13 protein-coding genes are annotated in these 15,193 nt (G+C 26.2%); 6 read left to right on the top strand and 7 right to left on the bottom strand.

What is annotated here, in order from left to right; all coding sequences use genetic code 4:
* Positions 1 to 220 precede the first annotated feature (220 nt).
* The gene (locus ACXYRN_RS01760; RefSeq protein ID WP_458607443.1) at positions 221 to 2,755 is read left to right on the top strand and encodes an MYPU_1760 family metalloprotease; all 2,535 of its coding nucleotides are present in this window, start codon (positions 221 to 223) and stop codon (positions 2,753 to 2,755) included.
* On the top strand, positions 2,755 to 3,426 hold the full coding sequence (locus ACXYRN_RS01755; protein WP_458597830.1) for a DUF402 domain-containing protein: 672 nt from the start codon (positions 2,755 to 2,757) through the stop codon (positions 3,424 to 3,426). Before ACXYRN_RS01760 ends, ACXYRN_RS01755 begins: the two co-directional genes overlap by 1 nt.
* A 224-nt stretch (positions 3,427 to 3,650) precedes the next feature.
* Here the strand turns inward: ACXYRN_RS01755 and ACXYRN_RS01750 are convergent, their stop codons facing one another.
* From ACXYRN_RS01750 to ACXYRN_RS01740, 3 genes are read right to left on the bottom strand one after another with little or no spacing between them, the layout of a single operon-like run.
* Positions 3,651 to 4,118: an L-threonylcarbamoyladenylate synthase gene (locus ACXYRN_RS01750; protein ID WP_458597832.1), complete on the bottom strand. Its 468-nt coding sequence runs from the start codon at positions 4,116 to 4,118 to the stop codon at positions 3,651 to 3,653.
* Positions 4,119 to 4,173: 55 nt separating this feature from the next.
* Positions 4,174 to 5,205, bottom strand: a complete 1,032-nt coding sequence (locus tag ACXYRN_RS01745; protein WP_458607442.1) for a hypothetical protein — start codon at positions 5,203 to 5,205, stop codon at positions 4,174 to 4,176.
* A 1-nt stretch (position 5,206) separates the two neighbouring features.
* A complete protein-coding gene (locus tag ACXYRN_RS01740) occupies positions 5,207 to 7,033 on the bottom strand; it encodes a S8 family serine peptidase (RefSeq protein WP_458607441.1) in 1,827 nt (608 codons plus the stop codon).
* 128 nt (positions 7,034 to 7,161) lie between these two features.
* Here ACXYRN_RS01740 and mutM point away from each other — a divergent pair, with 128 nt between their 5' ends.
* The 3 genes from mutM to ACXYRN_RS01725 are packed head-to-tail and all read left to right on the top strand — an operon-like array spanning position 7,162 to position 8,879.
* Positions 7,162 to 8,013 (top strand): bifunctional DNA-formamidopyrimidine glycosylase/DNA-(apurinic or apyrimidinic site) lyase, encoded by an 852-nt coding sequence (mutM, locus tag ACXYRN_RS01735; RefSeq protein ID WP_458607440.1) that lies wholly within the window; start codon positions 7,162 to 7,164, stop codon positions 8,011 to 8,013.
* Positions 8,006 to 8,545 (top strand): cysteine hydrolase family protein, encoded by a 540-nt coding sequence (locus ACXYRN_RS01730; RefSeq protein WP_458607439.1) that lies wholly within the window; start codon positions 8,006 to 8,008, stop codon positions 8,543 to 8,545. The genes mutM and ACXYRN_RS01730 overlap by 8 nt, the downstream gene beginning before the upstream one ends.
* The gene (locus ACXYRN_RS01725; RefSeq protein ID WP_458597839.1) at positions 8,535 to 8,879 is read left to right on the top strand and encodes a Smr/MutS family protein; all 345 of its coding nucleotides are present in this window, start codon (positions 8,535 to 8,537) and stop codon (positions 8,877 to 8,879) included. The genes ACXYRN_RS01730 and ACXYRN_RS01725 overlap by 11 nt, the downstream gene beginning before the upstream one ends.
* Positions 8,880 to 8,913: 34 nt before the next feature.
* On the opposite strand, the gene ACXYRN_RS01720 is transcribed toward ACXYRN_RS01725, so the two are convergent.
* From ACXYRN_RS01720 to ACXYRN_RS01705, 4 genes are all read right to left on the bottom strand, one after another.
* Positions 8,914 to 9,921 carry a hypothetical protein gene (locus ACXYRN_RS01720; protein ID WP_458607438.1) on the bottom strand — a complete coding sequence of 336 codons (1,008 nt, stop codon included), beginning with the start codon at positions 9,919 to 9,921 and terminating at the stop codon, positions 8,914 to 8,916.
* A 1-nt stretch (position 9,922) separates the two neighbouring features.
* Positions 9,923 to 11,059 (bottom strand): tRNA uracil 4-sulfurtransferase ThiI, encoded by a 1,137-nt coding sequence (gene thiI, locus ACXYRN_RS01715; RefSeq protein ID WP_458607437.1) that lies wholly within the window; start codon positions 11,057 to 11,059, stop codon positions 9,923 to 9,925.
* A 7-nt stretch (positions 11,060 to 11,066) separates the two neighbouring features.
* Positions 11,067 to 12,497, bottom strand: coding sequence for a hypothetical protein (locus tag ACXYRN_RS01710; RefSeq protein ID WP_458607436.1), 1,431 nt, complete (start codon positions 12,495 to 12,497; stop codon positions 11,067 to 11,069).
* Positions 12,498 to 12,655: 158 nt separating this feature from the next.
* Positions 12,656 to 13,369, bottom strand: coding sequence for a hypothetical protein (locus tag ACXYRN_RS01705; RefSeq protein ID WP_458607435.1), 714 nt, complete (start codon positions 13,367 to 13,369; stop codon positions 12,656 to 12,658).
* 122 nt (positions 13,370 to 13,491) lie between these two features.
* On the opposite strand from ACXYRN_RS01705, the gene ACXYRN_RS01700 reads away from it, so the two are divergent.
* A complete protein-coding gene (locus tag ACXYRN_RS01700) occupies positions 13,492 to 15,168 on the top strand; it encodes a hypothetical protein (RefSeq protein ID WP_458607434.1) in 1,677 nt (558 codons plus the stop codon).
* The last annotated feature ends 25 nt before the right edge of the window (positions 15,169 to 15,193 follow it).

Below are 15,193 nucleotides of genomic sequence, written 5' to 3'. Positions count from 1 at the left end.
AAAAATCTCCCATCTTTTCACTTCCCTAGACTCTTACCTTTCACTTCATCAGCGTAAGTTAACTATGCTCAAGAATCTTAAGAAAAAATTGTTAGAAAAAATGTTTGTTTAATTCACCAAACACAAAATAATTAAGTATTTAATTTATATCATAATATAGTAATATAATCATTTACTTAAATGTTAAATTGTTATAAAATATCCTAATTAAGAGGTTAAAATGAAAAAGAAAAAATTTTATTTAAGTATTTTAAAAGGAACAGTTTTTGTTTTACCAATTACAACCATTGCAGCATCTGGTTGTGATTTATTAAATTCAGAAAAACAAGATAAGCAAGAAACTGGTGTTATTCCTATTAAGGGTAATCCCAAACCCTTACCTGTTAATCCATCTCCGCTTCCTGCTCCATCTCCAATTGAAAATCCTTCTCATCCCAATCAACCTGTTGAACCTATTGGAACTATTAAACCACCAAAGCAAAATGTTTCAACACCAACAGAACCAGTAGAACCCCAAAAACCTATCGATACAAAACCTGATGATGGCGAAAAACAACCCCCTATAAAATCAGGCGGTGAAAATAAACAAAGTCCTTCTGATAACCAACAAACACAGCCTGAAAATCCGGACCCTGTTCCAAAACAAGAACAAAAGCAAAAACCGGAGCAACCTAAATCAAAAACTGATAACGAAACAAGTGGTGGGATGCAAAATCCAACACCTTTACAAAAAAAAGATTTTCTTTTTGGTAACATCCTTAAAATTCAACCTAATGAAGTTTATTGAGCAAACGGACTTAGTCAAGAACAAAAGGATGCTGCATTAAATGCTTATAATAAACCTTCGGTTTCTAATATTGAAGATATTAAAGAAAAAACAGATAATACAGGAAGAAAATATTTAGAATACCAAGATCCTTTTACTAATGTTTTATTTAGAGATTATGCATATCCAATCGAAGGTACAAAAGATTTTAGATACCTTCTCGGAAAGCACGGATTGATTGCTTTAGCACAAGAATTTAAACGTAAAGTTCCTTTTGGCCCAGAAGTATATGATTTGCAGGCTATAAATATTGATGATTTTAATGTAATCAATGCACAGGCAAACGGATTATACATTCCAAATATTAAAAATATTTTTATTAACGGTAGTAATTATGCTGAAAAGGGATTTAATGAATATGAAATAATTGGTGGTCTAATGCCAACTATTTTCCATGAATATATGCACCATTGATCAGATTCATATTCTGAGGCAACCTTACCTAGCACACCAACTGCTTTAATAGATCAAAGAATTAGAGAAAACACTAAGTTTGCTACTATTATTTACTATAATCCAGGTTTAAATATTGAAGAAAATGACAACAGTCACTCACATGGACTAAAACAATATTGAAATTCTTATTTTGCTAATAATTTCTATAAACTATTAAATTATGATGTTGATGAAATCGGATATATTTCTGATGAAGATGCTGTGATATTTAACAGATTTAATGATGGAACATTTATGGATAATTTAGATAATTTCCTATTTAGACGTCTTTCTCCTCGAGACATCTGAGAAATAGCAAATGATGAAAATGCACCAAGAAGAATACAAAGATTTCGAGGTGTTGATAATTTTTACTACTCACCATCCTTAGCTTTTAAACTTGATTATGGAAGATTAAAATATAATTATTCATTAACCGAGTTGGTTCCTCGAGAATACTCTAAATATGCTTTTGAATCATATTTTTCAATCAATGCACCAAATCAAGCCGCATATAATGACACACAACAAAAAGCAACAATTAACTGATTCGGTGTTCATTATTTTAAAAACGATGGAAACGGAAATATTTCAAAATACTTCAGTCCTTCTGCGATAGCTGAAGATTGATCAAAAGTATATATGAACAACTTTGATAGCAGTTATCGCCAAGGAACTTTCTTGAATGGATATCGAACTTTAGATGGACAAAATGACACTAGAGTAGTAAATGCGACTATGACACCTAACTCTGTATTTGATATACGACCATATATTTTTGAAAGAGATTATCCGGTAGGTTATGACATTTTAGGTCAACCAGTTTATGAAAAAAGACTCTACCATTTACCTGAAAGAAAAACAATCAACCGTTCTCAAAAGTTTTATGATTTATTTTTAGCGACTATGGGATACGGAAAATCAATTAATCAGATGTTTTATCAAAACCAATGGGGTTGAAATAATAAGCAAGTTTATGTCGATGAGACTAAAGCAAACCAAATCAAATTCTCAGGTTTTCTTCCGACTAAAAAATACACAGGTTTAGTTTTAAAAGATCCTAGCTCTACAAACTATACCAAAGCTTATTTCAACTATTATGATACATTTTCTTTCTTTGGACATAAAACTCTTGATACAGGTGCAACAGTAGTTAAAAACGGGTATATAACCGATGATCGCAAGGAACAAATTGCTAATCGTATTTATCCTGGACACAGTAATGATACATCGATGCCAGAATTAAACAGAGCATATTACAGTTATATTACTAAGGATTTTGTTAGTGTAAAACCTGATCAACAAGTATTTTTATGAGAAGACAAAAACAATGATGGACAAGTACAATCTGATGAACTTAATACTTCTGATATTAGTTTACCAAAAAACAGATGAGTTACATCTGGTCGTGCCTGAAATACTAGTCAACCAGCATTTAAAAAGTTTAAGTTATCACAAAATGCAGATGGAAAGGTTTATATTAGATTAGCCTAATGCAGTGAGATTTCAACGAATTAAAGGTGGGTTCAATCGTCAATGTCCAAGCATATAAACACGATGGATTTTTATACCGTCAGTGATCTAATACCAAGGTGATTTTTCATAATAAAAGACATATTGTGCTTTCGTTAAAAGGAACTAAGGTTACTGAATCACAAAGTAATGGTAAAGGATGAAAATACAAAGATGATGCTATTTGATTTATACCTAAAAATTCATTATACAATACTATTGTTTTATTAAAGAAGGGATTGGGTAATTCTTTTTATACTAATTTAGCATCATATCCTATCTATGAAGAAGATACAATTAAATTTATTGATTATGATTTAGATCTAAAAAGTTATCCGAACAAAGATTTACAAATAGTTGATAAAGAAGAATTTAAAACCAATTCTGCTAAGTTTAAATATCCCAAAGAGCTAAAAGAAATGATTTATAAGGAAATAACTGAAGTTGTTAATTTATATAACAACGATAAATACTTCTTTAATGATGAAATAATTCTTTATTATCTTGAAATTATGTTAAAAGATAAATTAATCGATCAAAAAACTTATATGAGTTTTTATAAAATGTATCATAAAAATTATCAAGAAGAAACTCAGATGCTAAAACAACTTAGCAACTACAGTGTAAAAAGATTATACAAAAAGCAAGTATAACTTGCTTTTATTTTACTTTCAGCATCAACAATAACTCGGTATAAATAGAATTCATTTTGGTAACTGAAACTGCTTCGTTTTTTATCAACATCCTTTTGTTTTTATACTGCAATAAATTTATATCTTCACTATTTAAAAGTTGTTTTGGTTTCTTTTTTTTAAATTTCTTTATGTAATTTTTATAAAACTAAATAAGTAAAAAATAAATATTTTACTCAAAAAAACTAATTACGCTCAATAATTTGTTTTGTGTCTAAATTAATTATTGTGCTGGGTTTTCCGCTTCCTACTCCAAAATCATAAACATTTTTTATCATTGGAAATACTTTTTGAGCATCTTTTATATTTATCGGTTTGTGTCCAGAAATATTGGCACTTGATACATACATTGGTCCATTTTTAATAAGAAAATTAATTAATTGATTATTATTTGGAATTCTGAAACCTTGGTTATTTACAATTATAGTAGTTGCTCCGGGTCACTTTTGTTTTGCTATATCATCTGCTTGTTTATTTCACTGTTTAAACTTTCTTACTTGTTCAATGTTACCAATTAAGATTATAACTTTTTTGTCTGTTTTTCTTTGCTTAAGTCTATATATTTGCTCTAAAATATCATCTCGAACGGGTCCACCGAGCCCAACTACTGTATCTGTTGAACATATAAACATTTCATCATAAACTGAATTCATATCACATTCCTTAAATATATTTTACTACGAAAGAACAAGGATATCCTTGTTCTATTTATTTAAATATAAATTCTATATTTGGTTCACCTTTAGAATCAAAAGTAAGTTTTTGATTACCTAAATCAACTAAATATGATTTAGATAATAATTTTATTAAAGATGTTTTAGTTAATGAGCCAGATATTATTTTTATAACCTCTGTTGTAGGATCGTAATACTTTTTCATATCCTTAACTCATATTCAAGTATCGTTTAAATTATTCTGGATTAAATCCTCAAATTTTTTAAATCTTCTTTGCTGAGTTTTTGTTATTGTATGTGGTTTTTTAAATGTCTCAAGAATATTTTTGCTAAAAAAGTATTGTGATTTATAAGGTTTTAATTTTATAACTGATTCAGTTATTTCCTTGTGTAATTTTATTGATTCAGTCAATTTACTTATTTTACTTTCTTTTTGTTTTATATCTATTATTATTTTATTATTAGATATATCTATTTTTTCAACACTATTATTAATAACTGAATATAATTTGTCATTAAAAACATATCAATCTAAATTGCTATCATATGAAAAATCATATCAAGGTTCGGTTGATTTAGTGCGAGGTTTATAATCAGGTGAATAACTGACATCTAATTCATCTAATTCTCGTACAAATAAAAGATTAATTAATAATTTATTTGTACTTTTTATAGGTAGTATTTCCACTACCATGTTATTCTTATTGTTATAAAATATTTTATTCTTATCTGAAAATATATTTTTTATCTTGTCATAGGTTCAATTGAAATTATATGAATCTTTTATTTTAATAAATGGTAATTTTTTATTCGAATCCTTCGTAATAACTTTATAAAATGCATTTTCTTTGTCAATAATTTTGTCTAAATCAAGATTATCATCTGTGAATATAAAATTATTTATTAACAATTCTTTTTTTAGTGAATCTATATATAAATCATTTTTTCTTTCATATTCTGTTTCTTTCTCTTCTTGAATAGTTTCATACTTACTACATGCAACAGATGTGGGTAAGATGCTAATTGCCAATAAACTAGATAAAATTTTTATTTTTTTGTCTAACATACTATGTCTTTAATTTACTTCTTGATTCATATATTGCGTTTCTATCAGTTAAGATATAATACATATATTTAGTTTGTAAAAATATGTCTCTAAAATTTTTTCTTAGTTTTATTTGCAGTGTTGCTTCATAGGGTCAATCTTTATAATATTGTTTAGAAAGCATTATTCGATTTGTTGCAGAACCATAATCATCAGAAAAGGATTTATAATTAGATTTCATTGTAGAAACATGATACTGTTTATATATTCATTCAGGAGTAGCATATATTTCACTTTTTATATGTACATCAAATATATTTACATATTTTTGAATGGTTTGTTTTGAAAGTTTTTCCCACTCACGATATCATAGTTGAAATAAATCTGAATAACTAGAATAAACAGCAAGAAAATTATCACTTCCAGAAATTAATGTTTTATAATTAATTTCTTTATCATTTGAGTAAAGATCTCGTATGCTCTGCTTATGAACATTATCTGCAAAAAATTTCATTCTCTCTCAATTAAAAAAACCTGCACCAATATTGTCTGGTAAGTCAAATATATGATCTCCATATTTTCTTAAATCAAAACTTGCCATTAAAATTGCTTTTAACTCCGGAACATCAAATTCTGAATCTGGTCTTTTTATTGTTTCAAGTAAAGCAGAAGCTGCTAGAATAACTGGAGTGGAATTACTTGTCCCACTTCATCTAGTTACATCTGGATCATCAAGGGTTGTATCTGTGTTATATCAATTATCATTTAATAAAAGCGATTGATCTGAAAACTCTGTTGGTCCTAAACCTAATGGTGAATCTTCAAAGTTCTTTATTTTTATTTGCGAATAATCTTTTATCTTATCTGTATAAAAATCATATGCTCCTATTATAAATGTATTTTTGCTTCTTTGAATTTGACTGGGTTTTTTTCAAAATTCATTATTTATATCCAATAGTTCATTAAATTTTATTAACAAATTTTTTATTTCACTGTCTATCTCATTTTCATTTATATAATCAGATAATGTTTCCTTAAATATTTTAACTTTTTCTATTATTCCAGTACCAAAATTACCAGCAGAAATAAAAAATTTCATATTATTATCAAAAGCATATTTGTCTAGCAAAGCAGCTTCTTCTGAATAATCTTTATTTATAATCTTTTTTAATTGTCATATAATATCATTAATTTTTGATGTATTCTTTTCTTTTATAAAATCTTCCAATTCTTCTTTATTCAAATAATCTAAAACATTATCAGAATAACTCATATTAATGTATTTAACCCCGTTTTTTCGAAAGAATTCTAGGTTTTCAGTCAATATATCTAAATTACTTGCTGCATAATTTCTTTTAAAGCTTGTTGAATAAATTTCTGCATTCTTAAGTAAACCACCATCACCAGCAATTATTGATGCTATATTTGTTGCATGTTCGTTTTCTTTTCAATAATTCAGGAATGTAGATTTGTTGTTTTTAAATTTAAATATTTTCTCGTCTGTTAATCTTGAATCATATATAACCCTGTCGCTATTAACTAAATTTTGATCATTTGCATATTTGATAATGTTATAATTATCTAATGGTAGCTGCTCATCAATGTTATTGGTTGTCTTACCGTTAAATTTCATCATTCTAAAATCTACTAAACCCCTATCAATTATTCCGATTTTTATCTTTTTGTCTGTCCTCTCATATATTCCTAATTTATCCCATAAAGTCTTAAAAATTGTGTCATACTTCTTAATATTTCTTGGTTGATTATTAAATATAGCAGACATTGTCAATGGAATAAATGTAATACCAATTAAAGCAATTACTTGTTTTATTATTTTTCTGACTTTCATAATAACTCCTAATAAAATTATACTCTTTTATATGAAATTATTTACAATTATTATATTCAATCAATTTCGACTAATAAATTTACTATAAAAATACCTATATTTTTATCTTTTGTATATATAATTTATATATGCCAGAATACCCAGAAGTCACAGTTGTACAAAAATCTTTAAACAAACACATCAAAAATCAAAAAATAACTAAGGTTGAAGTAAAAATTACCAAACTGATTAAAAACACTGATACACAAAATTTTATTAACTTTTTAGTTAATAAAACAATTATCAATGTAGAAAATTTTGGTAAATTTTTGGTATTAAATTTCGATGATAAAAGTCGACTAATTTCGCATCTGAGAATGTCTGGTAAATATTTTATTAGAGAATTAAATGACCCACTTTTATATGCTTATAAACATGATTGTATATACTTTCGGTTAGAAAATAAAGTCTTAGTTTATAATGATTCTCGGATGTTTGGTTCCTTTGAGATAATTGAAAATACAGACAAAAGAAGTTTATATCAAATTAAAAATCTTGGATTACTTCCTGCTGATACAGATGTGGATAGACTATTCGAAAAACTAAAGCACAAAAGCATTAGTATAAAAAAGGTTCTACTTGATCAATCACTTGTTCTAGGAATCGGTAATATCTATGCTGATGAATCCTTACATCGTTCTAAAATATACCCTATGACCCCTGCTAATAAAATATGTAAACAAGAACTTAAAACTTTGCTGATGAATGCTCAAATGATAATGAATGATTCGATTGTAAAAGGTGGAAGTAGTGTTCATACATATTCTTCTGTTAATGGGATAACTGGTAAGTTTCAAAATGATTTATATGTTTACGGAAGAGAAAAGAAGCAATGCTTACAATGTAAGAAAACAGATATAATAAAAGTAAAATTAGATTTTAAAGAAAACGGTAGAGGAACATCATATTGTCCTACTTGCCAAAAGGAGAAAAGTGTCTAAAAAATTAACTTTAGTTATTGATATGCTTAATGGTTTTACAAAATTTGGTCCTTTATCTAGTCCAAGAATTAATTCGATTATTCCTAATATTGCTAATGTTTTGAAACATTCTGAAAATATTTTGTTTGTCTGTGATGCTCATTCTGAAAATGATTTAGAAATGCAGCAATACCCTATACATTGTTTAAAAGGTTCTGATGAGGCAAAAGTTGTTGACGAACTCCAACCATATTTAGATTCTAAAAATGCTAATATTGTTTATAAAACTACTACAAACGGATTTTACGATGTTGATCCAAAGTTTTGGGATCTTTATGATGAATTTGAATTTGTAGGTTGCTGCACCGATATTTGTGTATTACAGTTTGTTCTTAGTTTAAAAACTTGATTCAATAAAATTGGTAGTGACAAAAAGATTTCAGTTATCTCAAGTGCTGTTGAAACATTTGATACCCCAGAGCATAATGGTGATATTATGCACAATAATGCTTTGAAACTCATGGAAAATGCAGGGATTAAAATTGAAAAATAATACATTAGATTTGCATGGTGCATACACACAAGATGCAAAACCTAAAATCCAAGAAATGATAATGGATTTAGAAGATTTAAGAGTATCAGAAGTTGAAATAATCACCGGTAAAGGTAGTGGTGCTTTGCAAACTACTTTAGAAGATTTTATTCGAAACTATAACAAAACACATAAAATAAAGTTAGTTTATAAAACTATAAATCAAGGTGGTTCATATCTTATTTATTTAGAACAACAAGATAGATTTTCATATGATGAATATCATTATTATAATGCAATTAAAAAAAGAATTTCAGATGACTTTGATAAAATGGTTTCTGAATTTAAGAAATAATCCGTTTATACTATAAACAAGGAATAAACGGATTTTAATATCAATTATTTCGTTGCAATAAAATTTTCTCATTTAACTCTTGTTTCTTTGTTTGAATTTCTTCTTTTCTTTTATTAACAATAAAAATCATTTGTTCTAAAAATAAGTCGCGCATTACTCTATCATTTCATATTTTCTTAGATAACCTAAGTGAAGGTAAAATTTCAATCGGAATTTCTTGCGAACCTTTAATTTTATGAATATCATCGTGTTTTATTAATAAGGGCGGATTTTTTTTATTAGTTAAACTTTTTAGATATTCGATATATTTATCATAGGTTAATATTTGTGCATTTAATGACTGAATTTCACGACGTATATCAAAAATTTTACCTATTAATTTATGTGCTGTAAACTTATTTTTATATAAAAATGCTAATTTCTTGCTGTCATCAAGATTATATATTCTGAGATCATTATGCATCTGGTTTTTAACTTTTGCATCTATATGATATATATTTCTTCCATCTAATAACATTGCTAAACCATATCAACAGGCAATTCTACCATCTTCGGTATTTTGTTTTATCATAGATAAAACAGGGTGTTTTATAGTTTTTGCAATGTTTTTAATGTTTTCAAAATACTTAGAAGTAGAAAATATTGAATCTGGGACTACATTATCAAGCTTAACCTGAATAGTTGAAAACTTTTTAACAGATATTTTAAAAAGTTTCTCCATAATTCAATTTTCTGGTCCAGCTCCTCAACCATAAAATACACAATTTGATGCAACAGGGATAAATTCTTTATCACCAATCAATGTTTGTATATCTTTTGTTATTTTCTCTCTAAGTTGAATTAGTGCTTTTTCATATGTGATATTTTTAAAACGGATAATTCCAAATCTGTTTTTGTAACTACCACCCTTAAAAGTTCCGATAGAATAACAATAAGGTAAATCTTTATGGTAATTTACACTATCTTTAAGTTTGCTCTTGTGAATATTTAAATAATTAACTGTAACTGCTTCAAAATCAATAAAAAAGGTTTGTTTTTCCATATTACTCCTTTATTTTTAAAATTTCTATTTTTGATTTTATAAGCTCTTCTTCTAGTTCTGCAATTCTATTCAACTCATTTTCTAAAGACTGTGCTTGTGCTAAGATCGGTTTAGTTACTGGATCTTTTGGAGCGAAAAGTTCACAGGTTTCATTAGCTGCAATAACTGAAATATCATGTGTGTTTATTTCTTTTGCTATATTTATTATTTCATTTTTATCATAGGTTAAAAGTGGCCTTAAAACAGGTAAATTTGTAACACTTCCAATTGTATACATTGATTCTAGAGTTTGTGAAGCTACCTGTCCCAAGTTTTCACCATTAGAAATACCTAAATACTCATATTTTTGTGTTAACTTATCTGCAATACGGTAAAAACTGCGTCGCATTAGATTGATTTTGTATGCAGGTTTTGACACAAATGAAATATAGTTCATCAGATGTGAATAATCTGCCTGAATCAAATGTGAACTTATTTGATATTTATTTAAAACTTTAACAAGTGATATTATTTTATTAACAGTTTTTTTATCAGTTTGTGGTGGAGTTAAAAAAGTAAGAAAATCAACTTTAACTCCTCGCTTCATCATCAAATATGCAGCAACAGGAGAATCAAATCCACCAGAAATTAAGTGCAAGACTTTACCAGATATCCCTACTGGTAATCCTCCTAATCCTTTAATATATTCAGAAAAGACATATGTATATTTATTGCGAACTTCTAGATAAATTATTTGATTCGGATGATGCACATCTACTTTAGTTTTTGTTTTACTTAAAATAAATCCACCTAATAAGTTATTTAATTGTGCTGAATTATATTCAAATTTCTTATTATTCCTTCTTGCTTCAATTTTAAAGGTTTTAGAATCAGGTTTTAATAACTTTAATGATGCTTCTTTAAATGCTTCTAACGAATTTTCTACTACCAAAACAGGAGAATACGAACTAATACCAAATACATAATTTAGTTTCTTTATATTTTTCTCACTATAAGGTAGATACATTCGATCAAATTCTACTTCAGGTTTTATACCAACTATATGTGTGATGTTATTTGAAAGTTGATTGATAAATAACTTGCGATTACCTTTCTTTAAAACTAACTCTCCGTACCGAATTAAAATTTTATTATACATATATCTCCTAACTTGTTTTTATGTAGTTTTTCAGTTTAAAATAAGAAATTTTATACTCATTTTTTTCTATATTAATTTTAAGGTTAAATAATTGGTTTTTTGATTCATTTTTTTTATTTTCAAATCTTGGATTTTCCATAATATATATCGATAAAGCATCATACATTTTTTTATATTCCAAATTTTCTGAAAGAACTTTTATTAAATTTATTATAGAACTAATTCAGTTGTTTCATCTTTGCTTTTCATCAGTATAAATAAGTTTAAATTTATTTTTGTTAAAATGTTCAAACTCTTGCCTTATATGTTCCTTCTTGATTTCAATACTTTTTGTTTTGGGTAAATTTTCGTTAGATATTAAAGAGTAATAAATATTCTGAATTCGTATAATTTCTTTATTATATCCATATATTTTTGCTTCTCTTTGATTTTGTTTTTGTCTGTAAATATTTATCTGTATTTGTTCAAATTTTTTTAAAACTTCTGATGTTTTCTCTAATAAGTCATCTGCACTCTTGCTATCTTTATAAAGGTTTTCAACAGATGTTTTTAAATTTGAAAAATCATCTTTATTACTTTTACCACTTAAATTAAGCGACAAAAGTTTTTGATTAATATTTTCTAAAAGGTTTTGAATTTTTTCTTTATTATCAAGTAAATATGACTTAATCCAATTTCTCTTATTTGTCTCTATTTCATGAATAAACATTACTTTATAAATCTTTTTTACTTTATCGATTGTTACTAATGTATCTTGTTTTTTTCACTCTTCTGTTTGTTTTTTTCAACTTTTACTTAATTTAGTATAAAAATCAACATCTTGTTTTTGGTTTATTTTGCTATTAATAAGAGATGATAAATGTGCATATAAAGCAAAATCTAATTTTTCAGAAGCATAAAAAAACTCTATAAGTTTGTTTCCATATTGTCTTAAATTATCAAAAACACTTCTTAATTCTTCAAAATTACCAAATCTTTTTTGTTTATCAGCTTTAGTCACAGTTGTTCTTATATCTTCTATTTTCTTTTGAATATACGGATGAAACTGGATTCCATTATATTTTGTGTTGTTTAATGAAATAATTAAATCATCAGTTACATCTAAAAAAACTGCTACATTTTGCTCAATATCATTTCATTTAGTCGTAAATGGCTGCGATTTTTTATCAAATAACATTTGTTTTTTTAGATATAACTTATATTTTTTTCTTAATTTAAGAAAAAAACCATATGTTTTAATAAGCTTTCGATGTTCATTTTGAATATTATATAGACTTTGTTGTTCTTTAAATTCCGAACTTATTGTTTTCAATGTTTTTTGAATTTCGGTTAAATCAGAATAAATACTTATATATTCATAAACATTATTTTGTAAAGTGTTTACTTTTTTTAAATTATTAATATTGTCATTTTGATATGATGATATTTTATAATCCATATTTTGGGCGTTTTTTTGCATCAAAATAAAAAAAACAGACCTTAAAAAAAGGACAAATAAAAATGTTATTAAAGTAATTAAAATTGATATTACAATTCAAAAAACTATATGCATTTTACTCCTATATATATTATAAAGAAATAATTATATTTGGAGTATTATTTTAAAATTAAGTTCACGGTTGCCGGTATCCCTACTTCGTATGCTACTTTTTCAAATTGATTAATATTATATTGGTTTGCTTTTCCAGGATATAATAATTTTTGATAAACTGCATCGGTAGATTTTTGAATTCTTTTGGTAACAAGATATAAAAATTCAGGTGACACAACAACTTTATTATTTTTATAAATTAGTTTGATAATAAAATGTCCAAAGAATAAATTAATTTCTTTGATACCATCCTTTACATTTGTAATTGCTCTAGAAAAATTGTTATAACCAATACCAAAAATTCTAGGAAATCTTGTATGTGTATGTGGTGCTAAATTCGCTTCATTTAACTTAGATAAACCTATATTATGTAAATAATATGCAGAGTGTCCATATTCGCTTGTTTGTGGTAACAAATATCATTTTAAGAACTTAAAACTAAATTTATCTAAATTACTTAAAAAACTCATTCAGTTGTTTGATAATAATTCACTTAATTTTGATTCATTATTTTGCACTTGTAAAAATTGATTTTTAAATTCGTTTCAGTTTAATTGTTCATCTTGTTTAGGATTTTTGATATTAAAATATTCTGCAACCTTTAAAATATTTGCATTTTCTTTGTTTATATTTAAGTCTTCTTGATTGCTATTTTGATTGCAACTTATTGCTGTTATCGGAATAATTTGTAAAGTAAGTGCTGTAAAAATTTTTTTCATCGCTCTCCTATATTACTATTTAGTAATATTATATTACAAATTATTTTTTGGTAAAATATTACAATCAAATACTTGAAATATTACTATAAAAAGTAGTAGAATAAAGATATAAAGGAGTTTTTATGAAAAAGAAAATGAAATTTTTTTCTTCTATTTTACTTGCTTCATCTTTTTCAATCGCAGTTGCTTGTTCTAATCAAACTACAACTGAAAACACTAAAGTATTAGATATAAGTTATTCAAATTTATCTTCTGATTCAGTTAAAATTAATATTAAGTTTAATCATTTATCAAAAAATCTTGATTTAACTAAATTTAAATTAACTTTGAATGATATAACAAATGTTTCTTTTAAAAACAATGTAACTTTAAATACCATTAGTGTGCAATTAAATCATTTGAAAAGTAATTTTTCTTATCAAATTACCGATATATCTATAAATAATATATCTTATATTAATGGTATAAATAAGTCACAATTAAGTTTTAAAACACTTAATACAAACAATAATGATCAAACTCCATCTGATAAAAATCCAAGTGATGGTAAACCTAAAGAATCAAAAACTGATGCTAACATCGTCAATATAAGTCATCTGAATATTACAAAAAATTCTGTAGATATTGCTGTTAAATTATCAAATGTTCCTATTATTGAAGTTAATAAGTTAGATGTATCCATAAATCCATCTGATGGAGCATCATTTAGCAAACAAATAGATAGCAGCGATCCAAATTCGGTTATCGTGCATATCAGTGGATTGAATCAAAACACCCAATATACCATTTCAGATATAAAATATGATAATGTCTCAATAAAATCAACTTATAATAATAGTAATGATTTTACTTTCAAAACCCTTGAACCAGAGCAACATAACTCTAACCAAAATCCACAAAAAGAAAATGAACCCACAATATCTATTAATAACATTTCGACACAAAATATAACTTCGACATCTGCAACCTTAAAAATTAAATTAAATAATATTTCAGATTTTAATATAAATAAATTATCTATTTCGTTAAATCCTTCTGATAATTTTAGAATCTCTAAACAACTTGATACTAATAATTTAGATACTGCTATTGTTAGTTTAAGTGGTTTAAGTTCAGATACAAATTACAAAATCACAGAAATTCAATATGACAATACATCACTTAAAGTTGCTGATGGTTCATTAAACCTTAGTTTTAAAACTTTAGTTGATTCAAGTAAAACAAATAACAGCGGACAAAATAACAAGGATAATAATGAAAATAAACCTGTAAATAAACCAAGTGAACCAGACAATTCACAAAGTTCACAAAATCCTGGTTATACCCTTTCTGCTGGACAAGAAGAAGCAGAAGCATCAAAAGATACAACTCCACAAATTCAAGCGCAAATTAGCGATTATGGAAATGCATTTGATTTACAAAATGCAGATGCTATCCAAAGTAGTGAGTTAAATATTCATAATTCTACTAACTTTTCTGAATTAGAACAAAGCAGTTTAAATAGCAAAGATAACTGAAGTACATATTTTAACTATCTAGCTTCACCAACTGCTAAAAGTACATCTAATGATGCCGAATCAACATTACATATTGATTCGGCAAAAACAACCGATATTTCAAGTATTTCCGAAAATAATTCAACCATTACAATAACTTTTAATGATGCAAGCATCACTACTGCAAAAGTTTTAGTTAAAAGTTTTGACCAACACAATAAATGGAGTAAATATATTGATTTAACCAAAAATTCAGGTAATTGAACTTTTCAAAGTAATTTATTAAGCAATTATCAAAATTAATATGTTATTACCGAAGCAACCTTTA

It is taken from the genome of Mycoplasma sp. 4423 (assembly GCF_054353855.1).
This window is presented reverse-complemented; position numbering and strand designations above follow the sequence as displayed.